Annotated in this window: 21 protein-coding genes; 11 read left to right on the top strand and 10 right to left on the bottom strand. The window is 53.4% G+C overall.

Annotated features, from left to right (window positions below):
• The first annotated feature begins 239 nt into the window (after positions 1–239).
• From KA369_01360 to KA369_01345, 4 genes are all read left to right on the top strand, one after another.
• Positions 240–1,172: a fibronectin type III domain-containing protein gene (locus KA369_01360; protein ID MBP7734597.1), complete on the top strand. Its 933-nt coding sequence runs from the start codon at positions 240–242 to the stop codon at positions 1,170–1,172.
• Between the two features lie 197 nt (positions 1,173–1,369).
• Complete coding sequence (locus tag KA369_01355) at positions 1,370–2,602, top strand: thioredoxin domain-containing protein (protein ID MBP7734596.1); 1,233 nt, start codon at positions 1,370–1,372, stop codon at positions 2,600–2,602.
• 24 nt (positions 2,603–2,626) lie between these two features.
• Entirely contained in the window at positions 2,627–3,757 is a 1,131-nt protein-coding gene (locus KA369_01350; protein MBP7734595.1) for a hypothetical protein, read from the top strand.
• A 14-nt stretch (positions 3,758–3,771) separates the two neighbouring features.
• A complete protein-coding gene (locus KA369_01345) occupies positions 3,772–4,548 on the top strand; it encodes a type III pantothenate kinase (GenBank protein ID MBP7734594.1) in 777 nt (258 codons plus the stop codon).
• Positions 4,549–4,563: 15 nt separating this feature from the next.
• Here the strand turns inward: KA369_01345 and KA369_01340 are convergent, their stop codons facing one another.
• Positions 4,564–4,866, bottom strand: a complete 303-nt coding sequence (locus KA369_01340; protein ID MBP7734593.1) for a hypothetical protein — start codon at positions 4,864–4,866, stop codon at positions 4,564–4,566.
• A 379-nt stretch (positions 4,867–5,245) separates the two neighbouring features.
• On the opposite strand from KA369_01340, the gene KA369_01335 reads away from it, so the two are divergent.
• Both KA369_01335 and KA369_01330 read left to right on the top strand, forming a co-directional pair.
• Positions 5,246–5,899 carry a TetR/AcrR family transcriptional regulator gene (locus KA369_01335; GenBank protein MBP7734592.1) on the top strand — a complete coding sequence of 218 codons (654 nt, stop codon included), beginning with the start codon at positions 5,246–5,248 and terminating at the stop codon, positions 5,897–5,899.
• A gap of 23 nt (positions 5,900–5,922) precedes the next feature.
• Positions 5,923–6,714, top strand: coding sequence for a hypothetical protein (locus KA369_01330; GenBank protein MBP7734591.1), 792 nt, complete (start codon positions 5,923–5,925; stop codon positions 6,712–6,714).
• Positions 6,715–6,801: 87 nt separating this feature from the next.
• Here KA369_01330 and KA369_01325 read toward each other — a convergent pair whose 3' ends face one another.
• The 3 genes from KA369_01325 to KA369_01315 form a co-directional block, all read right to left on the bottom strand.
• Positions 6,802–7,266 (bottom strand): DUF2147 domain-containing protein, encoded by a 465-nt coding sequence (locus KA369_01325; protein ID MBP7734590.1) that lies wholly within the window; start codon positions 7,264–7,266, stop codon positions 6,802–6,804.
• Positions 7,267–7,333: 67 nt separating this feature from the next.
• A complete protein-coding gene (locus KA369_01320; GenBank protein MBP7734589.1) occupies positions 7,334–7,762 on the bottom strand; it encodes a DUF2147 domain-containing protein in 429 nt (142 codons plus the stop codon).
• Between the two features lie 116 nt (positions 7,763–7,878).
• The gene (locus KA369_01315) at positions 7,879–9,168 is read right to left on the bottom strand and encodes an acetyl-CoA C-acetyltransferase (protein MBP7734588.1); all 1,290 of its coding nucleotides are present in this window, start codon (positions 9,166–9,168) and stop codon (positions 7,879–7,881) included.
• A gap of 637 nt (positions 9,169–9,805) precedes the next feature.
• Between KA369_01315 and KA369_01310 the strand changes: the two genes are divergently transcribed.
• Both KA369_01310 and KA369_01305 read left to right on the top strand, forming a co-directional pair.
• Positions 9,806–11,770 (top strand): cyclic nucleotide-binding domain-containing protein, encoded by a 1,965-nt coding sequence (locus KA369_01310; protein ID MBP7734587.1) that lies wholly within the window; start codon positions 9,806–9,808, stop codon positions 11,768–11,770.
• A 229-nt stretch (positions 11,771–11,999) separates the two neighbouring features.
• Positions 12,000–12,368, top strand: coding sequence for a DsrE family protein (locus tag KA369_01305; protein ID MBP7734586.1), 369 nt, complete (start codon positions 12,000–12,002; stop codon positions 12,366–12,368).
• A gap of 6 nt (positions 12,369–12,374) precedes the next feature.
• Here KA369_01305 and KA369_01300 read toward each other — a convergent pair whose 3' ends face one another.
• Positions 12,375–13,211 (bottom strand): SDR family NAD(P)-dependent oxidoreductase, encoded by an 837-nt coding sequence (locus KA369_01300; GenBank protein MBP7734585.1) that lies wholly within the window; start codon positions 13,209–13,211, stop codon positions 12,375–12,377.
• Between the two features lie 179 nt (positions 13,212–13,390).
• Between KA369_01300 and KA369_01295 the strand changes: the two genes are divergently transcribed.
• Together KA369_01295 and KA369_01290 are read left to right on the top strand one after the other, a co-directional pair.
• On the top strand, positions 13,391–14,146 hold the full coding sequence (locus KA369_01295) for a hypothetical protein (protein MBP7734584.1): 756 nt from the start codon (positions 13,391–13,393) through the stop codon (positions 14,144–14,146).
• A gap of 33 nt (positions 14,147–14,179) precedes the next feature.
• Positions 14,180–15,622, top strand: a complete 1,443-nt coding sequence (locus KA369_01290; GenBank protein ID MBP7734583.1) for a hypothetical protein — start codon at positions 14,180–14,182, stop codon at positions 15,620–15,622.
• A gap of 54 nt (positions 15,623–15,676) precedes the next feature.
• Here the strand turns inward: KA369_01290 and KA369_01285 are convergent, their stop codons facing one another.
• From KA369_01285 to KA369_01265, 5 genes are all read right to left on the bottom strand, one after another.
• A complete protein-coding gene (locus KA369_01285) occupies positions 15,677–17,245 on the bottom strand; it encodes a carbohydrate-binding domain-containing protein (GenBank protein MBP7734582.1) in 1,569 nt (522 codons plus the stop codon).
• 359 nt (positions 17,246–17,604) lie between these two features.
• Complete coding sequence (locus KA369_01280) at positions 17,605–18,450, bottom strand: hypothetical protein (protein ID MBP7734581.1); 846 nt, start codon at positions 18,448–18,450, stop codon at positions 17,605–17,607.
• Positions 18,451–18,537: 87 nt separating this feature from the next.
• Positions 18,538–19,794: an ABC transporter permease gene (locus KA369_01275; protein ID MBP7734580.1), complete on the bottom strand. Its 1,257-nt coding sequence runs from the start codon at positions 19,792–19,794 to the stop codon at positions 18,538–18,540.
• Positions 19,795–19,812: 18 nt separating this feature from the next.
• The gene (locus KA369_01270; GenBank protein ID MBP7734579.1) at positions 19,813–21,057 is read right to left on the bottom strand and encodes an ABC transporter permease; all 1,245 of its coding nucleotides are present in this window, start codon (positions 21,055–21,057) and stop codon (positions 19,813–19,815) included.
• 30 nt (positions 21,058–21,087) lie between these two features.
• Positions 21,088–21,423: a hypothetical protein gene (locus tag KA369_01265; protein MBP7734578.1), complete on the bottom strand. Its 336-nt coding sequence runs from the start codon at positions 21,421–21,423 to the stop codon at positions 21,088–21,090.
• A 187-nt stretch (positions 21,424–21,610) separates the two neighbouring features.
• Between KA369_01265 and KA369_01260 the strand changes: the two genes are divergently transcribed.
• Positions 21,611–23,314, top strand: coding sequence for a M23 family metallopeptidase (locus tag KA369_01260; GenBank protein ID MBP7734577.1), 1,704 nt, complete (start codon positions 21,611–21,613; stop codon positions 23,312–23,314).
• The last annotated feature ends 20 nt before the right edge of the window (positions 23,315–23,334 follow it).

The raw sequence follows: 23,334 nt of genomic DNA, 5'->3' as shown, positions 1-23,334 counted from the left end.
AAATTATGCAATTAATTTGAACTGTGCCCAATAATTTTATATTTTCATATGGATATCCTCTGGTTTACATAAGCTTGCTTAAACAAGCTTATGCGCATTCAAGTATCCTGCTTTTAAGCCCATCGATATCCACCGACTGTTTTTTGTATCATTGTGGGTATATGTTGATGAGAAAATTTCGAATTACACCATCATTGAGATCAGCTCCGCTGGCTTGTGCCTTTATCCTTCTGGCGATTATGCTGCAATCCTGTTTCAGCGATAATTTCGATAACGTAATGAAGTTTGAAACGCTGCCGGTCATTCCGGTTATCCAGGCGGATGGACGTCCTATCCCGGGAAACGGCGGCATCATGACCAATGGAGTAGTATCAACCACATCCGTACAGCTCAACTGGACCCGCGCAGAAGACACGGAGACTCCCCAGGGCGAGCTATGGTACCGCCTCTATCGCTCTTCCAGCAATAACATCTCCACGCCGGCCCTTGCGGAAGCCAATGGCATGGTGGTGACCGGTTGGACCCAGGACATCGTAACCGCTGTCGCGAGCGGGCTGACCGCGGGAACCACCTATTATTTCAACGCGGTGGTGCGCGACGGCGACGGCAATACCGCGGCGTACATGACCGTTTCGGTCACTACAGTGACCGATGCCATATACATGTTCGCCACCGATACTCATACCGGAAATCTTACAACTCCGACCACGGCTTCAGCGCGGGCGGATATTGACAGTTATTGTATCGATACAAAGCAGACGTCCTATCCGACACTTCCCTGCCTGAACGTGCGGGCCTTTATCAGCATATCGACAACGGACTATATTGCGATAATGCCGGGTCAGTATAGTGTTCCTACCAATAGAAAAATCGTAGGGCCGACTGGTATAACGGTTGCAAGCGATTGGTATGATCTGCTGGACGGCTCGATTCTGGTTGATCTTGAAAGTGCGTCAGTGGCTAGTAATAAATGGTGGTCCGGTTCTGATGAAAATGGGAATTATCTTAAAAATGATGCCTGCACCGCCTGCAATACCTGTTCATCATGGACTGATGGGACCAATGGGTCTGACGGAGAATCAGGCACGACCAATAAAACAGACGGCACATGGATAGACGATAAAAGCGAGAATTGCAATGTATCCCGTCATGTCCTGTGTGTGTGCTGGTAGAATAACAATCTTGCGTTTTTAGTTTCTGACAAACCTGCCTTAAAAATTTATAGTTTTGTTTTCTTTATGATCTTGCTAATGGCAGTGGTGTTTTGTTGTGAACGTTGGTCCAATAGTTCAGATCGGCACTATCACCTTTGTTCTATGTCAAAAAATCTTATTGACTCCGTGATTGACCGTAGTAAGATAATAATCTGATGAAGAAATATATCCTCTCCATACTGTGCCTGTCGGCCATCGGGGCCGCCGTTTCCATCATGCTGATGTATCAGCACTATTTTCCGCACTCGGATTTTTCCGCTGCGGTGTGCGGGAGCGGGCTGGATAATCCCTGCGCAATCCTCGCCAGGTCCGGCCATGGCGTTCTCTTCGGCCTTCCCCTGGCGGGATACGCTTTAATCGGATATTGCATTTTCATTATTACCGGGTCACTGGCCCTGGCGGCCGGCGATTCATGGTATAGTCCCTGTTTCGGTCTGCAGGTTCCGGTGGGAGGGGCGTCGGTCATTGTTGATATCATCCTCGGCTCCATTCTGGTGTACCTGAAAATATCGTGCACCCTCTGCATAGTCACCTATATAGTCAACATTCTGATATGCATATCTCTTTTCATCTGGTATCTGGCGATCAGGGACCGGGGGGCAGGCCTGCGGTCCATATACCGGGGGCTCCTTTCCCTGGCCCGGGGCCATCGAAACCGCCCCGCGGCACTGGGCATCTTCTTCATTACCCTCTTCATGGTCCTCTTCGTTTTTTCGCTGTCGGCGTATTTTGAAATAAAGGGGGGGGCGTCGGAGCCGTCGGCTGTTGAAATGAAACTGTTTGAAGAGCGCTACTTTTCCACCGCGCAGGAAGAGCTCTCCCTTCCCGACAGCGCCATGTCGGTGGGAAATCCCTCCGCACGGATCAGGGTCGTTCTGTTCACCGATTTTCTCTGCGGGGCCTGCATGAAGTTCCATGAAGTCGAGGGCCTCCTCCTGTCGCGCTTCAAGGGACAGATCCGCGTTGACTACTACAGCTTTCCCCTTGACAGGGTCTGTAACGACCATATACCCAAAACGACCTATGCCAATTCCTGCATAGCCGCCCAGGCGTTCAGCCTGGCCGCGCAGCGGGGGCTGTTCAGGGATTGCCTTGAGCATCATTACTCCCATTACAGGGAAAACCTGCCGAAACTACGATCCGGCGACGTCATGGTCGGATTCAAGGATTATTTTCTCAAGAACAGGTCAGTTGAAGAGTATAACAGTTTTTTACAGGAGGCCCTGGCGGAAAAGGCGCGGCTATCAATTCGCGATGATATGGAGCTGGGAGCCAGGCTGAATGTGCGGGCCGTGCCCACCCTTTTTATCAACGGCAGGCGGCTGGAGGGCGTGCCTGATGAAAAACTCCTTGAATACGTGCTGTCCCGTGAGCTCAATGAGAAGTGATCAACAAAGACCGGATAAGCTGAGATGGTAACAAACCGGATCATCGTTCTGAGTGGAATAATGGCGCTGTTCTGTATCGCCGCCCTGGGCGCGGCCGTTTCCGCTGAGACTAACAAGAGGGCCGCCGGTGATATCATCATCGGGGCCAAGGCCGGATACTCGATGATCGAGGGACCGTACCGTGGCCGGTTCAGGGGATCCTATTCTGTCGGGGGGACCCTGTCCTTCGGGAACCAGGCCCAGGTCAAATACCTGATGGGGGAGATAGACGCCTTCTATTCCCGCTATCCCATGAAAACGAACAGGTACACCTATGCGGCATTGATATCGACACAGCTCGGCAGGGGAAACAAGCCTTCATATCTGGAAACGGCCTCGGCGGCAGCGGGACTGCTCTTCTATTACCCCATCGTCCCGCACTTCCAGGTCTATATAGGGGCCTCGGCCATGGGGTCCTACGTGCATCTCTACGCGAGCAGGTCCAACCAGAATGTTAAGTCCCTGAAGCCGGGACTGCTGGCCAAAGCGGGATTCTTCTTTCCGATAAGGCAGGGCTTCAGGCTCCGCGCCGGAGCGGAGTACACCCTGCAGTATCTTTCCGGGAAACCCCTCCACGGCTTGAATTTCGCCGGGGGAATATCCTACAACTTCAATACCGAAGAAGAGGCCGTTACCGGGGTGCCCGCCGGCGATCCCGCCGTCAGGATAGACTGGTACCTGACCCTGGCCGGCAATGCGTTGCGGAAAGGCGATATCAAGGAAGCAAAGAAGAACTACGCCACCGTCCTCAAGCTTGACCGGACGAACAACGAGGCCCGGGAACAGCTGGCGGGGATAAACAAGGCTGAAGTCGATTATGAAGGCGCCATGAAGAAGGTCAACGAAAAGCGCTTCTACGACGCCCTGCCGCTCCTGGACGGCGCGGGAAAATATCTTCCCGAGGCGCAGAAGGAGCAGGAAAAAATACGAAAATACCTGTCCAACGATGCGGCCGTTCTTGAAAAACAGGGCATCGAGCTGTACGAAAAGGGCGATTACCGGGGATGCATCAACGTGATGAATCGCCTCCTCCTCATAGACCCGAAGAACAGGGTGGGGCTGATTTATCTGCCCCGGGCCGTAAAGCGCCAGGGCGCCCTCGAGCGGCTTCGGTAGCGTGGATCTCTTGCATGATAATAGGGTTTGACATAGGCAATACCAGCACCACGGCCGCACTCTACCGGGAAGACTCGGTAATCCCTGATTATACCTTCCGTTTTCCGACTGTCAAGAACACCGGCTCTTCGGAATTGTTCGACCAGGTCCGGGACGGACTCAGGCGCCTGGGCGCGGGAATTGAGACATACATGATCGAGGGGTGCGCCTTTTCCAGCGTGGTGCCGGAAATTAATAGAGCATACCATGACATGGCGAAGACCGGCCTGCGCCTCCCGGCCCATGAGATCACCTGCGAGAGCAAACTGAATTTTACGATCCGCTACGATGACCCGCGGCAGCTCGGCGTGGACCGTATCGTCAATGCAGCCGCCGTGTTCAGCGAATACGGCGGCGGCGCCATCGTCGTTGATATCGGAACCGCCGTGACGTTCTGCGTTCTCCTTGAGGGGAATATCTTCGACGGAGGGATTATAGCGCCCGGCATCGATACCGCCATCAAGTCCCTTTCCCTGAGGGCCTCGCAGCTCCCGGAGGTGCCCTTTGAGAAGCCGAACCGCGTGGCGGCGCGGGATACGGTCAACGCCCTGAAATCAGGCTTCTTTTACGGATGGCTCTCTCTCGCCGAAGGGATCATCGCCCGGATAGAAAAGGATTACAACCGCGCCTTCAAGGTTATTCTGACCGGTGGGTTTGCGGCAACCGTGGCGGAACATCTGGCCCACGAAAACACCGTGGATTCCCTTCTCCTCATGAAGGGCATCAAGATCGTCCACGATCTGAACAGGTGATGGGGCGATCCGCGATCATTTTTCAATGTTCACGATTTCGGACACGTTCAGCTCCGGCAGGGCCATAAAGCCCTTCCTCTTGCCTGTAATGGTCCCTTTGACCGTGATCACTCTTCCCTGAAAGCCGTCACGGATTTTCTTCTGCAAAGGGCCGGTGATCTTAAAGTCCCCTCCGCCTGTCACGAGAGCCAGGTACGTGAAGGGTTCATTGCCCTTGACAGCTACCTTCCCGGTAAAGGTTTCGCCGCAGGCCGGCGCCGTGGCCATTATTCCTCCAATGATAATCAAGAGCGTAATAATCTGTTTCCCTGTTTTCATCTGCACCTCGATGGCCTTTATTGTAGTGACGTTCCGGTATGATGATTGGTTACGAAGATATCTCAAAAATGTGAATAATGATCCAATTTGTCATTGCGAGGATCGACGCGACGAAGCAATCTTGAATTTGATATAGAATGATTTCATAAAAAAACGTTTTCATGAATATCCTAAAATCAATCATACACAAGATCGCTTCGCTTTGCTCGCGATGACAGAGTGAGTAATTAATTGAAATTTTTGATGACATTTGTTATTGAAGCATCGTTCAATACAGAGCATTATAATATTGGATCAATTCTAATAAATGATTGACTTTTTAACTGACTGAATATTCACTCATTTTAATCAACCAGTAAAAATAATACATTTTACTATTATGACTAAATTCTATAAGGAAACCTTTGAAAAAATTTCCGAGGAAAAGCGACAGAGAATCATCTCTGTCGCCATAAGCGAGTTCGCCGGTAAAGGCCTGGTGGCCGCCAACATCAATGACATAGCCAAAAAAGCCGGGATCAGCATAGGGTCCCTGTATAATTATTTTGCGTCAAAAGACGATCTGTATATGGCCATCGCGGATGAAGGGCTCACTATTCTCGAGAAACTGATATCATCCATCGACCTCTCCACGGGAACCCTTTTTGAAAAGATTGAAAAGCTCGTGAGGGCCACCCAGGAGTATTCGCGGAAATACCCGGAGCTCACACAGATCTACCACGATCTCACCTCCCAGAGCCTTTCCCATATGTCGGCGCGGCTGTCAAAAAAAATGGAAGAGATCACGGCCCGGTATTACCGCCACATCATAGCTGACGGGAAAAAGGAAGGGATCGTGGGAGACGACGTCAACGAATGGATGGCGGCTTTCTGCCTGGACAATCTGCTCCTGGTGCTCCAGTATTCATATACGTCGAAATACTTCATGGAGCGGATGAAAATATTCGCGGGCAATGACGCCCTTGACAACGATGAGAGGGTCGTGAAGGGAGTCATGAGGTTCATTCGGGGCGCCCTGTCGCCATTGCAGTAACTACTAATCTACATGGAGGAACTATGAAGAATAATTGTTTTCTAGGCTCTGCCGTGCTGTTGATCGTTCTCTTTACTTCGGCGGGTTCCCTGTATGCCCAGAAGAAGGAGCAGCCGGTGCCGGAGAAGCTCAATGACGCCCAGGTTACGGAGCGGCTTTCGTATATCGAAAATGCGCTGTATACGGCCCAGCCCCACGCACAGGGCTGGTGGTACAGCTGGATGGCGATCTATGGCTCGGCCACCATTGTCCAGGGGACCTTGGCGGGCCACCACTGGAACGACTGGAAGCATGATTACAGGGCCTACCCGAGGAAGATCAGGAACCGCGCTTTCGCGGAAGACATGCTGATCGGCGGCTGCACCACGGCCCTTGGCGTGGGCGGTCTTCTGATCACGCCGTTCAAATCGGCCTATTTGCCGGACAGGCTGCGGCATATGTCGGCAAACACGCCGGCGGAGCGCCAGGCGAAGCTCCTGCAGGCCGAGGATATTCTGCGGCAGTGCGCGGAAGTGGAGGCGGATGGGTGGGGATGGATGCCCCATGTCCTGAACCTGGTGGTCAACATGGGCGCCGGCCTGACAACGGTGCTTGCGTTCAAACGCCCCTGGATCGATGGACTGATTGTCTTTGCGGAAAGCGAGGCCGTATCCCTGGTCAATATCTTCTCCCAGCCCAGGAAGAATGTCCGGAACCTTAGAAATTATGAAGAGAAGTATAAGGGAAGGGCTAAAGGGGGCGCCTATAATCCCTATGAGAACGAGGTTTTTCTAACCATTGTTCCCGGCGGCATCGGCGTAGGAATGAAATTTTAACAGCCTTTGAACGGGTTGGTGTCATCCAAATAAAAAGAGCATCCGAAAGGATGCTCTTTTTGATTACGATATGCCCGATCCGTTTCGTTACTTGACCCTGTACCATCTCTGCGTTCTATAGAAGGGGCCCAGGTATCCGCGCACAACAAGGGTGTCGCCCTTGATCCAGATTTTGCAGGTGTAGAATTTTCCGTTGTCGGGGTCCATGATCTGTCCGCCGGCGTATTCATCGCCGAAATCCTTGTCGACTTTACCGGTTTTTTTCATGTTGGAAAAAATATTCATGCCCACCACCGGCTTGTTGAACAGGTCGCCTTTGCATTTGTCGCAGAGCGTGTCCTGGGATTTATTGAGGAGGAGCTTGATGACCTTAGCGAAATAAACGCCGTTCTTATCATATATTTGTAGATGCGATTTGGCCTTACCTTTATCGGGGCCCTCATCGGCGACGGTTTTCCATGTACCGTCCAATTTTTCTTCTGCCTTCGCCTGGGCGGCGATAAACACTACGGCGCACAATACTGCCATAAGACCTGCTAAGACTTTCTTCATAGATATTCCTCCAGTTTGATTAGTAGTCGTTGAGGTATGATCAGAAAAAACTGACAGGATGTCAACTCTATTTGACTTTTGTCCAAACTTCTGATCGGCCGAAGGCGGGAATGCCCACATAGCCCCTGACATTGAGCTTGTCGTCGCTCTTAAGCCACATCTTGCATTTGTAGGTGTCGCCTGAATCGGGATCGTAGATCTGGCCCCCGACCCATTCGTTGTCCTTGAAAGTGAATCCCCATAGCATGTTCATGCCGAGGATCTTGTTTTTCCGCTTGGCCGGGTCGGGATTCTTGACATCGAGATCCTCAGGCGTTTTGAGCCAGCTTACCTTGCCGCAGAATTTATCGCCGCACTTGTAAATGGTCACCTTGGCGTCGCCTTTCGGCACCAGCCATGTGCCGAGGGATGAATCGGCAGTATAAGCGGCCAGAAGCGCTACTGTAAGCATGAAGCAGCATGCAACCATGATAAGAGCAAACATCATTTTTTTCATATGATTCTCCTGGAATGAGTGATGGCTCACTTTGCAATAAAAAATATATTTTGTCAACAAATAAAAAAGGACCATCCAACAGGATGGCCCTTTTGCATCTATTATGAATGATGATGTTATACTTTTTCAACTATCATCGCGAATCCCATGCCACCGCCGATACACATGGTAAGGAGGCAGGTGCCCAGGCTGTTGCGCTTCATGTGATGCATGGCCGTCACCATCATCCGGGCGCCGGTGCATCCGATGGGGTGGCCCAGGGATATGCCGCTTCCCAGCTGGTTCGGCTTGTCGCTATCAAGGCCGAGCTCACGGAAGCAGCCGATGGCCTGGGAGGCGAAGGCCTCGTTAAGCTCGATCATGTCCAGGTCCTTGATGGTCATCTTGGTCTGCTTCAGGACCTTCCTGACCGCCGGAACTGGGCCAAGGCCCATGTATGCCGGGTCAAGGCCGCCGCCGGCGAACCCCTTGATCCTGACGATCGGCTTCAGTCCCAATTCTTTCGCTTTGTCAGCGCTCATCATGAGGACCGCGGCCGCGGCGTCGTTGATGCCCGAGGCGTTGCCCGCGGTGACGGTGCCGTCCTTGACAAAGGCCGGTTTCATCTCGGCCATCTTTTCATAGGTGGTGTCCATGGGACGCTCGTCTTCGGCGAAAATTTCGTCGCCCTTTTTTCCTTTCATGACGACGGGGACGATCTCATCCTTGAAAAGGCCTTCCTTCATGGCCTTGCGGGCCCGGGAATGGGAGAGGACGCCCAGCTCGTCCTGCTCCTTGCGGCTGATGCCGTAGAGCTTGGCGATGTTTTCAGCGGTGAGACCCATGTGGTAACCGTAGAAGATTTCATAAAGTCCGTCGAAGACCATCAGGTCATGCACTTCTCCGACGCCGGATATAGCCATGCGGTATCCCCAGCGCGCGTCCTTCAGCGCCATGGGGGCGAGGCTCATGTTCTCCTGGCCGCCGGCGATGATCACGTCCGCCTGACCCGACATGATGGCCTGGGCGCCTTCGGCGATCGCCTTGAGGCCGGATCCGCAGATCTTGTTGATGGTGAAGCCGGGCGTCTCCTTTGGTATGCCGGCCCGTATCATGGCCTGACGGCCGGTGTTCTGTCCCTGGGCCGCCTGGAGCACGTTGCCCATGATGACTTCATCGATCGCTATCGGCGCAAGGGAGCTGTCCCAGGCGCCCGCTTTTTTCTCCAGGTCGATCACGCCCTGGTCCTTGAGCTTGTCCGGAGCAACTTCCTTCATCAAATCGCTTACAACAGGACGAAGTCCCGCTTTTTTCAGAACTTCTTTTATTACCAGCGCACCGAGATCCACCACGGGGATAGATTTCAAGGCCCCGCCGAATTTGGCGATGGCGGTCCGTGACCCGCTGACGATTACTACTTCTTTCATGTACCTGTCCTCCACAAATAATTATTCTGACAGCCTATCGGTGGGGTATGAGGGTGTCCCATTTTTCCCGCATGCCCCACCGGTACGGCTATTCTGATTTTTTCAGCGTGTTGTTATTTGTAAAGGAAATTAATTATGCGGAAATAATTAATTTTTGGATGATCAGCCAAATATTTGATTTGTGATCAAACCATGGGTAATCTCTACGCCCTTCGTCGGTTAGAGGATACGTTGAGGGCGGTTTCAATGTGTATCCTTCATTCCTTACAGTAGCAGTCGTATATTGTAAGGCATGGCCATCCCGCTCGTCCGCCTCATGCCTCGGCAGTTCTACAGGCTCACTGTACCGCTCCGCTCGGCAACCGAGGCGTTATGGACACATTAAGGTTAGAAGTTGATGGGCACTTCGAATCCGCTCACTACAGGCCTGTCGATCCACTGTGGAATCGGCTACATCATCCTATATCCTGGTCGTTTTTTACTGCCAGGATGGCTCCATGTCCCCCCTAAAAACATACCGCTGCCATTCTTTGCTTTCTATCAGTTCATAAAAAATGCTTGATAAAATGATGTTGGTGAAGTTGAATCATTGGCGGTATAGGAATGTTATGATACTAACGGTGCGGCCGTGTCATCCATGACGATAATCCTTCTCCTCCTGGCCATCCTCCCCATCCCGGTCATCTATGTATTCTATTACCGGTATTTCCTGGTCAAGCCCAGCGTCCTTTTCCATCTGGAGTATTTCCTGTACGGGGCCATCCTCGCACTCCTCATGGTGCTTGCGAGCCCCTATATAGTAAAATACCTCTCCTTCGAAAGTGAGCTTGCCAGCGGCTTTCTCAGCGCGGCCCTTGCGGAGAAGGCCGGGGCGTTTGTCTTCATACTGGTCCTTACGTACCGGACGCCGCCGATGCTTATGGTCCTGAACATGGTGATCTCAGCCATGCTCCTGGGTCTCGGCTTCGCCACGGTGGAAAATATCGTGTACGCCCTCGCCATCAGGGAGCCGGTGGTCGTGGTGCGGCTCTTCAGCTCGGTGCCTCTCCATGTCCTCACCTGCGGCATCATGGGATACGGTCTGGCCCTCATGCGCTTCAGCGGCTCATGGGGCAACAGGCTCCGCCACGCAGCCGGTGCGTTCATGGTGCCGTTCCTGTTCCATGGGATGTTCGACGCCATGCTCTTGAAGGGCGGTGCCGGCATTTACCTGATAGCCCCTCTCCTGGTCATGCTCATCATGGGAGTTGAATACATCCTGGCAAAATCGCAGACCCTGCCCCTCCTGGACGGGTTGAGGAAGCACCGGATATCCATCGAGGAATGGGAGACGGTGCAGCGGGAGCCGCGGTTTGAACGGTGGATACTCCGCTCCATGGGATCGAAGAACCGCGAATATGTTCCTTTCTTTCAGCTCAACCTGGGACAGTTGCGCGGCGTGGTCATCATTGCCATGGCCGCCGCTGCCGCGGTCTGCCTCCTTGAATGGCGCACGCTGATGGAGCTGCTGCGACACCGGCTGGCGCCGGAGGAAACCATCGCCCTCTTCACGGTGCTGCCGGCCCTGTATTCCCTGAACCTCCTCACCGTCGGCGTGGTCAACCCGAAATATTTTCAGAACAGCCTCATAAAGATACCCATCATCATTGACGTCGACCTGGCCGTTGGAAAGGAGATCATCAAGACCATAACATACCATGTGACCGGGTGCAACTGTTTCCTCAAAACCGTCGACCCCCTCGCCGTGGGAACGCGGTGCACCCTTACCTTTACCTGCTCATCCTTTAGTTCACCGCCGGTGGAGGGAATCGCCATCTGGGACACCCGCGACGACGAGAAGCATCTTTCCGAAACGCTGGTAAGATTGACCGCGCGGCCCCTGGGATACCGCTTCTTCCTGGTGCAATACTATCTCTACCGCGTCACCAGGGGGATCTTTTTTATCCTGCGCCTCCCAGGCTTTAAAAGCATTCGCCAGCTCTTTGTCAGGCCCGTGTCGGTCATGCAGAAGGAGTGGAGATTCAGCAAGGGTCACGTGCTGTTTGAGCAGGGCGAGGAAGGTAAGGTGTTTTACCTCATCCGTAAAGGTAAGGTGGACATTATCAAGACCCTCGAAACCGGGGAGAAGGTGCGGATGGTGACGCTGTCGGAGGGCGATATCTTCGGGGAAATGGCCATCGTGGGGAACCAGCCGCGCCTCGCCACGGCCGTATGCCGCACGGAATGCCTCCTGGCCGTGGCGGAGGCGGACAACCTGGACGTGCTGATCGAAAACAACCCGGCCTTTACCCAGCGCCTTATAAAGATTTTCGCCAACCGCCTCCACGCGTCGGAGCAGACACTGCTGAAAAGCATGGCGGACGCCGACGGGAACTTGAAGAAAAAGGAGGAAAAGCTTTATAGGATATGCAGTATGCTGGTTCTAGCTTTATCAATGCAGCGGAAGGCTGTAGGTGAACCTGCAGAGATAGATGTCAAAGAGATAGCATCAATTCTCGCTATGGATGAAGAAAAGGTTCGGAATATCATGAATAGAATACTCATGGTGGATGAGATAACCGGCCTTGAAGGGGTAATAGCGTCACTCCTCGATAATATCTAACAGTTTCCTGAAAAACTCCCTCCGTGGAGTTTTTCAGGGTCGGTTTTGAGAAGTGAATTCTCAAAACCTCACATTTTTCTCGACTAAAGCCTCGAAAAATGGCGATACACCCTTGTATCGCTTAGCAGTGTGCTGTTTTTTAGCAAACTGCTAATTTTTCATTGACTAATTCACGATTATTATGTATTATTTAATTAAATACTAAAATTCGATAATACAAGGAATAATCATGAGTGCAGAAAAGAAAATCACCTACATCGTCACCTATGGAGAGGACAATCCGGAGAAGGCCACGATACCATTCATACTCGCCAACGGCGCCATGGCCATGGATGTGACGCCGGTCATCGTGCTGCAGAGCAATGCGGTCATGCTGGCGGTCAAGGGCTTCGCCGAAAAGGTCCATTTTAAAGAGGGCGTATCCCTGAAGCAGCTCATCGAGAACTATACTGGCGCCGGGTATCAAATCCTTCTGTGCAGTCCCTGCGTGGAAAAGAGAAAGCTCACGGAGAAGGATTTTATTGAAGGAGCCATTGTGGTCGGCGCCGCCCGCGTGACCGAGGAGGTCCTCTCCAGCGTCAACGTGCTCACCTACTGACCGCGCCTAATCCCGGAACGTTCTCAGGCCGAGCCTCTTCCGCGCGGCCTGGGCCATGTTACGCGCGATGGAGAGGCGCTTACCGGGGATGTTGGCCACCCAGGAGCCGAAGCTGGTGAGGACGCTGGAGTAGACCAGGGTCTTAGGCTTCCGCACCAGGCCGATGAGCTGAAGTGCCACGTCGTCGGGGGTTTTCGGCCTGGTGAAGAACCTCGTGATGAAGTTCTGGTCCGGATCGATGATGGTGTCCTGCTCCACGGGGCCGTAGCCCGATTCAGCCGGCGAGTTGGTCTTGATATAGCCGGGGAAATATTCGCTGACCCTGATTTCCGTGCCGGCCCACTCGGCCTGTATGGTGCGGGTCCACCCGCACAGGGCAGCCTTGGAGCAGACATAGGGCGTGTACAGGGGAACGCCTATCATGAAGCCCGGGGACCCCACGTTGATGATATGGCCATAGCCCTGTTTCCTCATGTACTGCACGGCGCGGTTCGTGGCTGCGATGGGGCCGACCACGTTCGTCCTGAAGGAGCGGAGGAGGTCATCGGACTTCACCTCGTCGGCGCGGGACACGATGATGGCGGCGGCGTTGTTGATGAGGACGTCGATCCTGCCGAAGTGTTTGACGGTCTTTTCCACCATGGCTATTGCCTGCTGTTCATCTGCCATGTCAGTGGGAAGCACCAGGGCGTTTTTCATCAGGGCCGCGTTCGCCTCGAGGCTTTCCTTCCGGCGCGCCGCCATGGCCACCTTCGCGCCCGCACGGTCAAAGGCCAGGGCCGCTGTTTTACCAATGCCGCTTGATGCACCGGTGATGAGTACCACCGCTCCTTGTATGTCCATGAGTACACCCCTTGCACTAAAATAAAAAAAATTTCCGCCAATGGCCGGGTAAAATCAATACATTTTTCTATCTAATCGATCAGCAATTGAAGTAAAATTTATAACTGTCGTTTAAAAATCTATTGAAATCATCGGTTGTTATGTGTAGGTTTAACCATATCATTAATCAGGCGGTACCTATGAAAAAAATGATCATCATAACGGTCTGTATTCCAGCGCTCTTAAGAGTGATTGTTGCCATGGCCGGAGATAACACTATCGATCAGGGTTTCCTGACGAAAAAAGCCTTTCAATATGGCACTCTCATATCCAGCAGCGAATTGAAGTTTTCGCCTGACGGGACCTATACCTACGAGTACGGGTCGGAAGGCGTAAGCTGGTATAACAAGGGGACCTATTCGATCAAGGGCGACTCTGTTCTATTAAAGCCTGATTTTTGTTCTACCCACAAGGAAGGGACCGCCGGCGACTGCGGCGAAACCATGGGCGAGGCGTACTGTTCCATCAGGACAATGCCCGATGACCTGTATTACTATAAATACTTCACCTGCACGTCGAAAAAAAACAAAAACGCCGTCACGACAAACGATGCATCCATGCCCTTTCCCGTGGAACAATCAAAGGTCAAGGCAGGGACGAGCAAGGTATACAAGGGGGTGCCGGTGGTGGCCATGGGGCTTGCCAAGGGGGTGACCACGACGAACGTCAAAATCCGGGAAAAGCCGTCGGTTAATGCAAAGTCCCTTGAATACTATAAAGAGATATACGGACCGGGAGGAGAGTTTCAATCGGTCCCGGCCAATACCGAAGTGGTCGTCATCGCCCGTACCAGGGAGAGGGACAAAGTGCAAAGCTGGAACAACTACTGGTACCTTGTCAGCGTCGGCTTCAACAGCGAAGTATGGATGTTCGGAGAGTTTGTTAAGATCAAATAAACAAATCCTATCCTGTTATCCGGGGAGTGAGCCATGAAAAAGAACATTGTCCTGCTTCTCTGTTTTCTTTGTGTCATACCAGTATTGCCCGCATTTAAATGGGTAATCAACTTTCCTTCATCGGGCGGCACCATCCAGTCGATAGCCGCCGGTCCGGACGGGACAATTTACGCAACCGGCGGATTCAACGGCACCATGACTGTAGGCGATGTCACCTATACGGCAAAAAGCACCCGGATGAACGACCATGACTTTTTCCTGTTCGCCTTTGCCCCGGATAGGTCGGTCAAATGGATAAAAACCGGAGGGGGAAAGGGGCCTGACTGCGGCAGTTACGTCGCACAGGGTGGGGATTCGGTATTCGTCGCAGGGCAATTTTCCGGAACGATGGAGCTTGATGGTGGCGGGTCGGTAAGCAGCGCGGGGAAAGGCTCCATGTTCATCGCCCGCTACTCTCTTGAGGGGGAACGGACCTGGATAAAAACCACGGTAAACGACGGATATATCACTCTGGACGGCTTCATTGCCGATACCGGAGGTAACCTGTATGCGATGGGCGGCTTTGATGGTGAATACATAAAATTTGGGACGGTCTCCCTGAAGAAAAAGAAGGGCCTCAACTGGTTTATTGTAAAATATACCGGAGCCGGCGAGGTCATGAACGTGATTCACGTCAACGGCGGAGACATCATGTTTATCACCAAAGTCCAGGGGAGGGCCATAGCCGTTAACAAAGAGGGCGCGATCTACTTCACGGGATCCATAATTGAAGAGGCTGATTTCGGGGGCCTCACCCATAAAACCACCGTGACAAAGCATCACGACGGCCCTGACTTCAATGACGAGGAGATGTTCCTCGTCAAGTACTCTCCCGGGGGAAAGCCCCTCTGGTACAAAAAAATAGGAAGCGGGGGAGAGCCCATTGACATGAAATTCGATTCGGCTGGAAACATCGTCATCGCCGGATATATCGACGGCGTAGGGTATCCGGGGCCGAGCAACTATCCGAAAACCTTTGCCGATGTCGGCGGTAAGAGATTCACCCTGGCGAGAAAGGACGACAGCCTGATACCGAAAGATATCTTTATCGCTAAGTTCGATCCATCGGGCAATTGCCTGTGGGCGGTGTCGTACGGCGATATCGGCGGCGATGAGCCCCGCTCACTGGCCATCGATAAGGATGATAGCATCATCATCGGCGGGTTCTTTTCTGACAGGATGTCCATCGGGAAAACGTCCATTGCCGGGTGGAGTCCCGGAAAAAATGATGCCCTGGTGGCGAAGTTTGATAAAAACGGCAAACCCCTGTGGGCCTTCGGCGGCGGCGGTAAAAAATGGGACCATGTCAACTCTGTCGCGGTGAGCCCCAACGGCACGGTCTACGCCGGAGGGTATTTCGAAGATACCGTCATGTTCGGTAAAACGGAGCTTAAGAGCCGGTCCTACAACAGCTTTTTCCTGTCGGCGGTTAAATGAACAGGGGCGCTCCGATGAGGGCCCCCGTTTTTTAATCACCATATCCCTGGTATGTTAAAAATAAACGCCCCCGAGCTTTGTGATTCCCGACGTTGCCGTAAAGGTGCTGCCGGCCGTTCCTCCGCTGTAACCCAACGTGCCAAGATAGAGTCCGTTGAATTGATCGTCACCTGAAGCGGTTCCGCCCGTATAGATCGTGTAACTGGTTCCGGTTACGATCTTGGGAGATGAAAGAATCATAGTTGCGTAGGACTGCGGAATCGTGTATGCGAAAGCCGTTGTGCTGCCTGACATGATCGCCATGGTGGTTCCGCTGGTAAGGCTGCCGAGGACCACCACGTTCTGTGAAACGGAGTTCGGCCGGGCGGTGTTTCCACCGATGCCGACGAAGGTGCCGCCGCTGATCCTGAACGTGTACGATGTCGAGGGATCATCATCGTCGTAGTCGAAGGAGCCCTCCGGCGCGGCCGAGCCGATGGCCACGAGAACGCCGCCGGCCAGTGTCAGGTTGCCGTTGCAGTCGATCGAGTCATTGTTGGAGCCCCTGGCGTAGATATAGCCGCCGTTGATGACGAGGGAATCGCCGGCGTTCAGGCAGTCGTCCGTCGTGTTGATGGTCAATGTGCCGCCGTTGATCGTAACGCTGGATTTTCCCTCGATCCCTTCGGGACTGTTGCTCGCGGTCGATGTCTCATAGGGCACTCCCGTTGTGGTGAGGGTAATGGTTCCCCCGTTAACTTCGACATAGGGGTTGGGATCGTCGGAGGTGTCAGTCGTGGTCGCGTCTTCATCGATGTCCCAGCCGGCAGTGATTGCCTTGCCGTAGGATGTTATGGTTATGGTGCCGGCGTTGATTACGATGTAACCTTTACCGGTTCCGGTGGTTTCCGAGCCCTCGACCTTGATGCCTTTGCTCTCGTCGTCTGTTTTTTGACCATTAGCGGTAATGGTCAGTGAACCGGCGTCAGCGATGAAGGCGTTAACTGTATGGATCCTGTTCCGCGCTGTATCGGTATTACCGGTGGAAACATTGATGGTGCCGCTGCACAGCCGTATATAATCATTGCTTAGTATACCATGCCGGTAATAATGGGTAATGCTTAATGTTCCCTCGCCACTGAAGATCATGGGGCCGTTTCCGAATAAAGCGCCTTTCATTGTCAGGGTGCGGCTCTTGGTATCAGCCAGTGTGTTCGACGTTCCTGATGCGGTAACGATGTATACTTTCTGTGACGATTCAAGGTCAATAGCAGGGCCTGCGGTGGCGGTTATTGATGCCCCGTTAAGGTATAGCTGGTATGCGCTGCTGCTATTGACAATAAGGGTTCCGCTTAATGTGCCGGTCAGGACATATTTTATTTTTTCAGTAACGGTGGAAGTAATGGTGACGCCGCTTGCTGTGGATATGGTCACACCGGTGAGGGGCGTCACTGCGACGGAAGTGAAGTCCTGGGCCGTGTCAGATCCCAGTTGCGCCGTTTTTGCTGAAAGATCAATGGTAATGTTATAGTCAAAGGTGATATTACTGACCACATCATCGGGATTGGAGGTATCGGTTCTCGTTCCTTCGGCGGTTGTGCTTGAGGGAGTTGAGCTACCGAGCAGGGCGGCCAGCAGGGCCATGTCTTTGTTTGACGATTTTTTTTCGTTACAGGATAGTACAAATGATAAAAAAATTAATGCGACTATAAGAAAACAATGTTTTTTCATACCTGGATTCCCCTTAAAATTTTTTAAAGTGGATGCATGATCAATAATGGGTATCATGCCCTTATGTGTTGGGAGAAATATATCTCACAAACCGCATCGGGTCGACCAATCCGCTAAGATTGGACCCATTACCGCTGTATGTGGACTCATTAATCCGGGGGAATTACTGATTATGTCAGATGAGGCGGATGAACCACGATTGGATTAATATGAATATGGGGCCCTTTGGATATGAGCGTGTGAAGGGCCCATGGACGCATGAGGATTGGTTTTTACTGCCGCCATGGCGGGTTGGTCTTCACGAAAAAGGGGAGGGCGTCTATGGCAATGGCGTTTTCCGCCATGGCGGGATCATAGATCACGGCGATGCTGTCTCCTTTGCCCACGCAATCCTCGGTCGGGGCGATAACCGTGCCCTTGACGTTGTTTCCCGACGCGTCCTTGAACTCGTAGGAGACAATCCACTTCGTTACGGTCCGGGCGTATTTCATGGTCCAGACTATCTTGCTGGAACGGGTAACGTGTTTCACTGTGGCTGTTGCGGTCAAGCCGTGCTCGATGATCCATATCGCTTTGAACATCCTCCTGATGCCGCTCTGGAAGAGAAGAAGGGCAATCAGCGCAAAGAGACCCCCGAAAATGACCGTGAACATGGCGTCTTCAATGGGGCACTTGGCTACGCCGCAGGAGCAGGAGGGATCCTTCACCGAATAGGTGACGTCTATGGCCTCGTTTTTCCGATAGATCAGTCCCGTCTGGTAAGATTCGCCCTTGTACGTTTTACCCCCTGCGGAGTAGGCGTATAGTATTTTATAGTCGTTGTTATTCTTTGGCCCCAGTGCGATAAATTCAATATTTGTTATGACCCCTTTTGTAACGGCGGTATCACCGGTCATGCTGAACCAGCATTTCGGAGGGACGCCCTTTTTCCGGATGTTGTCATTTGCCCAGAAGGCGGCGATCAGTATCAGGACGCAGGCAATGATCACTCTTCCTGATATGAACGGCAGGGCGATCTTCGAGAGGATGCTCATGGTCCGTGCCTTTGACTGCGACTGGCCGGAAATTTTTTTAAATCCGCCCAGCTTCATGTAGAGCTTTCCCTTGCCTGTATCCATGGTCGACCTCGGTTGTTATCCTTACCATGAAACCATATATACCAAGCAACTCATGGCAATAACTATTTTAAATTCGGAAAGATTTCGTCATGTGTAGTTCAGCGCGTCAAGGGGCTTGATCCTCGCTGCCTTGAAGGCGGGATACAGGGCCGCCGCAAAGGTGGTTATGAAAACGATCACGGCCGCCGCAATGATGTCCTTCGGCAGGATCAACGGGTAGATGACGCTGCCGATGCCCCATTTCCTCATGGAGGTCAGGGCGAAGGAAAAGTCGATGCCGCTCTGTCCCAGGATGATGACGACCGGGACGCTCACCGCAATGCCGGCGGCGAGGCCCAGGAGCCCCAGGTTGGCAGCCTCGAACATCACCATGAAAAAGATATGGGACGGCCGTGTGCCGATGCTCTTCATCACGCCAAGCTCGTGGAATCGCTCGATGATGGACATGATCAGGGTGTTCGCTATGGAGAAGACAACCGTGATGAACACGATCAGGGTGATGATGAACATCGCGATATCCTCGAGCTGGATCGCGCTTACAAGGTTCGGGGCCATTTCCTCCCAGGTGAGGATCTCCAGGGGAGGCCTGATTTTTTTCGACAGGCGCCCTTTGACCCCATTAACATCCTTTCGATCCGCAGTTATCATGGTTATCTCCGAAACGGCGTTTCCCAGGCCGGTGAGCTCCTGGAGCTTCTTTATGCCGACGAAGACCACGCCCTTGTCAAAACCGCCCATGGGCGTCTCGAATAGGCCGGCCACCCTGAGGCCCGCTCCCACTATTTCGTTGTTCCTGTCCTGGAACATCAGGACGATACGGTCGTCATGATACACATCGAGTTTTTCCGCCAGGGACCGGGAGATCAGGATTTCGTCCGAGGATGGACCTGAAAGAAACCGGCCTTCCTTCTTCAGGGTGTAATCATGCAGCTTTGAAACCTTTATTTCCAGGGCCGGGTCGATCCCCTTTATAAGGACTCCCCGGGACGCCTCGCTCGACCTGATCATTCCCTTTATGACAACACGGGGGGCATAGGCCGTAATCGATGGAACGCCCTTCAGTGAGTTATAGATTTCCTGTCCCGGGATGAAGCTATATTCCAGCTTGATGCTGTTGTGGAACTCCTTACGATGCAGGGTGACGTGGCCCAGGGCCGTGTTGATGGTGTTGTCCACCATCTGCGCGGTCATGCCGTTGATGAAGCCCGTCAGCAGTATCATGGAGGATATGCCGATCGCTATGGAGGATATGACCACCAGGGAGCGGCGCTTCTGGCGCCACAGGTTGCGCCACCCGATCAGGAAGAGCGGGGCCAGACCGCGCACGAGTGAGGGACGGACCATAGACGCTTCCTCTCTTTCTTACAATTTTCGAATCGCTTCAACGGGCCTGAGGCGCGAGGCGCTCCGTGCCGGGCCTATCGTGAATAGCACGCTTATAAACAGCATGATTGCCGATGTCGACAGAACGTTCGTCGCCTCAAGCCGTGCCGGGAAACGGGTCATTGAAATGCCCCATACGCTCATCTGGCCGGCTAGGCTGGAATAGTCAAAGGGATTGACGGTGAAATAGAAGGCCAGGGCGCTTCCCAGAGCGGATCCAAGGGATACTCCCAGCAGGGCTATGAAGAAGGACTCGATCTGCACCATGAGACGGATCTGCCCGGGCCTGGTGCCTATGGCCATCATGATGCCGAATTCCCGTATCCGCTCGTACACTGACATCTGGATCGTGTTCATCACGCCGAAGGCCGCGATGGTGAAGAGTATGAACTGGAAGATGTAGGACCCGGCGTGCTTCATGTCGATGAACTGCACCATGTCCGGCATGAGATCGTCCCAGCCCATGATCTCGATATCTTTCTCGCCGATGGCGCGCCGCAGCTCGTCGCGTGTTGCCTCCATGGTCATGCCGTCCCTGAGGCGGATGACGATGGCGTTGATGTGGTCCATCATGGTGAAGGTTTCCATCGCCCTGGCCAGGGGCATGATGACCAGGTAATTGTCGTATTCCGGATTTCCGGTCTTGAAGAGCCCCACGATGACCAGGTTCGCCGCCGCCACTGATCCGTCGAATCCCTGCGAGATCATCGAGATCGTATCGCCGACCCTGACGCCGAGGTTTTCCGCCATCACGGAGCCCATGACGATGTTCGTCCGGTCGTCGCTCCGTAGATACCGGCCCCCGGGAAGAATGCGGGCGTGCAGGTCGGTCACCGCGCGCTCCCTGTCCGGATCGACCGCCTGGATCACCGCGCCTTCCGTGGTGCTGCCGCTCGACACGAGGCCGCCGGTGTGCACCCTGTGGCTATAGGCCGCTATGGAGGGAATCCGGTGGAGTTTTTCGGCGATGGGGCCCGGTTTGAGAGCATAGTCGATGCTCATGTTCTCCCAAAACCCCTTTTCATGGATCTGGATGTGGCCGTTGTTGGAGGTGACCGCGTTCTCGATCATGTGGCTGAAGGCGCCCTTCTGGGCGGCCTTCATGAATATGATGGAGGCGCACCCGACCATGATGGTCAGCAGGGTGAGGACGGTGCGCCGCCTGTTCTTCCACAGGTTCCGCCACCCGAGGGTGATCTCGATGAGGGGGACTATCGGTTTCATCAGGGGTGCGTCATGCCGTTCGGCGGAATATTATTGCTGCCTGGTATAGCTGATACCGTCAAGGACAAGAATCTTTTTCCCCTGGACTTCCTTGGGCTTTTCGGTAATTTTCATGGTTTTCTTAATCGGCCCCATCCCGATGGTAAGGGAGTCTCCGGTTATGGTGGTTCTGCCGCCGGTCACGCTGGAGTTCGATGATTTCAGGTCGCCGCCGCCGTCAAGGTAGATGGTGACGAAGGTGCCGTCATCGGCGACCCATTTGCCGGCGAAAACCTTCTGGTCGTCGGGGAGCGGAACTTTTTTCCCGCATCCGATTAATGCTGCGGCCATAAGCACGGAAAGGACAAGAACCAGTGATCTCTTCATGACAGCCTCCTTCTTTGTAATATCCTCTGCGCCCCTCCTTATGCAATCATGTACAAGTGCTCATTTACTCGATGCTGCTTCCAAAGAAAGGGTGCAGGACATTCAATAGCGTACTATCTCATTTCCCTTGTGTCAATGAGAAATTATCCTTGATAGAAATCACACTCCTCCCTTTCCTTGGGTCATTATGAATCTCTACAGAACAGTTTTCGTTACAATGATAGTTATTCTTTCCGCTGCGGCCGGGAACGCGGGAGATCCCGTATTCCTCTGGCCCATAGACCGACCGCCGATGATAACCGGCACCTTCGGCGAATACCGGGGCCCCCACTTCCATCACGGCATCGATGTCAGCACCGCGGGAAAGACCGGGTTCGCGGTTTACGCGGCCGACGACGGATATGTGAGCAGCGTCATGTATCAGCAATGGGGCATCGGGTACGCGCTATTGGTCACTCATAACAATGGATGGAAAACCCTGTACGGCCACCTGGAGCGGTTTGACGATGGTATCCTTAAAAATGAAAAGATAAAGGGAGTGGCGCCGCAGATACTGAACAGGAAAGACTTCAGGGTCGATTTCTCCGGATCGGCGATCGCGGTCAAAAAGGGCGCTGTTATCGGCTATTCCGGCGAGAGCGGCATTGGCCTTGAGCATTTCCATTTCGAGGTGCGGAAGAGCGACGGAGAGCCGGTGAACCCGCTCATCAGCGGCCTTGCCGTGGCTGACAAAAACCCGCCGGTGATCAACACCGTGACGCTGGTTCCTTTGAACAGTTTGTCCAGGATCGACGGATCAGCGAAGGAGAAAAAGTTTCCTGTCATTGCGACCGGGAAGAACACCTGCGCGGTGAAGGCTCCATCAGTCCCCCTGGTGTCGGGGACCATCGGCATCTCTATCAATGCCTATGACCGGATCGGCATCCGCAACGGCGTCGCGCCCTTCGGGTTCGACTGCTTCGCAGATAACCGACTCCTGTACCAGATCCGGTACAAGAGGATTGAAAGGAAACTGAGCCACCGCATCGGTCTTTACTATGATTACGATAATTCCAGCCTGAGCAGCTATACCATGTTCCTCTATGACCGGACAAGCGCCAGGGGTGCGATCAGGGCGGAGAAGGAAGGGCAGGCCATGGAGATCAGGATCGTCTGCTATGACGCGGCGGAGAACTCAACGACCCTTGTCTTTCAGGTTAAGACTGATGCGTCGCCGAAGGATCAGGTCTCATCGCCGCCGAATCTCATCAGGGGATCTTCCCTGGAGCTTGCCAGCGCCGACAAGAAATGCTCCGTCATGTTTCCCCGGGGATCTGCCCTCTATGACAAGATCGTGACAATGACGACCGAGGAACAGCCCCGGGTGCGGATACCGGGCATTTCATCCCGGAGCGCGGTCTATTCTGTATCTCCCACCAATCTCTGCATGGATAAGGCGGCGGAGATCATAATCCCCTATGACGGCGCCGATTACCGCAGGGTCGGCCTCTACCGCCTGTCCAGGAACGGAAAATACTTTTCCTGCATCGGGTACCGGTATGATGTCTTGAAAAAGGCCTTCCGTGTGCCGGTGACGAGGATGGGAAAATTCTTCCTGGCCTGCGACGATGCGGCGCCCCGCGTCCGTTTCAGGAACGGGATGAAGGTGAAGGAAGGCGATAAGCTGCGCCTCTCTGTCGGGGACATCGGCTCAGGCATAGACCTGAGCAGGGTCGAGGTGAAGGTGGACGGCCATGACGTGGCCTGGGACTTTGATCCGGACCGTCACTGCATCGAGATCCTGCGCCATAACAGGATATGGGCGAAGGGAAAGCACGAGATCACGGCGCGGCTCCGCGACCTGGCGGGAAATCAGTCATCTCTCCAGACCTTCAGGTACTCCGTCAGGTAATAATTCTAATAGTTTCCTGA

The organism is Spirochaetota bacterium, from assembly GCA_017999915.1.
Classification (GTDB): domain Bacteria; phylum Spirochaetota; class UBA4802; order UBA4802; family UBA5550; genus RBG-16-49-21.
The sequence above is the reverse complement of the archived record's forward strand: the minus strand, read 5'-3'. Positions and strand labels throughout refer to the sequence as shown.

Excerpts from the sequence above, each read along its gene's own strand:
- KA369_01360 (MBP7734597.1), top strand. The coding sequence starts at position 240 with ATGCTGCAATCCTGTTTCAGCGATAATTTCGATAACGTAATGAAGTTT.
- KA369_01355 (MBP7734596.1), top strand. The coding sequence starts at position 1,370 with ATGAAGAAATATATCCTCTCCATACTGTGCCTGTCGGCCATCGGGGCC.
- KA369_01350 (MBP7734595.1), top strand. The coding sequence starts at position 2,627 with ATGGTAACAAACCGGATCATCGTTCTGAGTGGAATAATGGCGCTGTTC.
- KA369_01345 (MBP7734594.1), top strand. The coding sequence starts at position 3,772 with ATGATAATAGGGTTTGACATAGGCAATACCAGCACCACGGCCGCACTC.
- KA369_01340 (MBP7734593.1), bottom strand. The coding sequence starts at position 4,866 with ATGAAAACAGGGAAACAGATTATTACGCTCTTGATTATCATTGGAGGA.
- KA369_01335 (MBP7734592.1), top strand. The coding sequence starts at position 5,246 with ATGACTAAATTCTATAAGGAAACCTTTGAAAAAATTTCCGAGGAAAAG.
- KA369_01330 (MBP7734591.1), top strand. The coding sequence starts at position 5,923 with ATGAAGAATAATTGTTTTCTAGGCTCTGCCGTGCTGTTGATCGTTCTC.
- KA369_01325 (MBP7734590.1), bottom strand. The coding sequence starts at position 7,266 with ATGAAGAAAGTCTTAGCAGGTCTTATGGCAGTATTGTGCGCCGTAGTG.
- KA369_01320 (MBP7734589.1), bottom strand. The coding sequence starts at position 7,762 with ATGAAAAAAATGATGTTTGCTCTTATCATGGTTGCATGCTGCTTCATG.
- KA369_01315 (MBP7734588.1), bottom strand. The coding sequence starts at position 9,168 with ATGAAAGAAGTAGTAATCGTCAGCGGGTCACGGACCGCCATCGCCAAA.
- KA369_01310 (MBP7734587.1), top strand. The coding sequence starts at position 9,806 with ATGACGATAATCCTTCTCCTCCTGGCCATCCTCCCCATCCCGGTCATC.
- KA369_01305 (MBP7734586.1), top strand. The coding sequence starts at position 12,000 with ATGAGTGCAGAAAAGAAAATCACCTACATCGTCACCTATGGAGAGGAC.
- KA369_01300 (MBP7734585.1), bottom strand. The coding sequence starts at position 13,211 with ATGGACATACAAGGAGCGGTGGTACTCATCACCGGTGCATCAAGCGGC.
- KA369_01295 (MBP7734584.1), top strand. The coding sequence starts at position 13,391 with ATGAAAAAAATGATCATCATAACGGTCTGTATTCCAGCGCTCTTAAGA.
- KA369_01290 (MBP7734583.1), top strand. The coding sequence starts at position 14,180 with ATGAAAAAGAACATTGTCCTGCTTCTCTGTTTTCTTTGTGTCATACCA.
- KA369_01285 (MBP7734582.1), bottom strand. The coding sequence starts at position 17,245 with ATGGCCCTGCTGGCCGCCCTGCTCGGTAGCTCAACTCCCTCAAGCACA.
- KA369_01280 (MBP7734581.1), bottom strand. The coding sequence starts at position 18,450 with ATGGATACAGGCAAGGGAAAGCTCTACATGAAGCTGGGCGGATTTAAA.
- KA369_01275 (MBP7734580.1), bottom strand. The coding sequence starts at position 19,794 with ATGGTCCGTCCCTCACTCGTGCGCGGTCTGGCCCCGCTCTTCCTGATC.
- KA369_01270 (MBP7734579.1), bottom strand. The coding sequence starts at position 21,057 with ATGAAACCGATAGTCCCCCTCATCGAGATCACCCTCGGGTGGCGGAAC.
- KA369_01265 (MBP7734578.1), bottom strand. The coding sequence starts at position 21,423 with ATGAAGAGATCACTGGTTCTTGTCCTTTCCGTGCTTATGGCCGCAGCA.
- KA369_01260 (MBP7734577.1), top strand. The coding sequence starts at position 21,611 with ATGAATCTCTACAGAACAGTTTTCGTTACAATGATAGTTATTCTTTCC.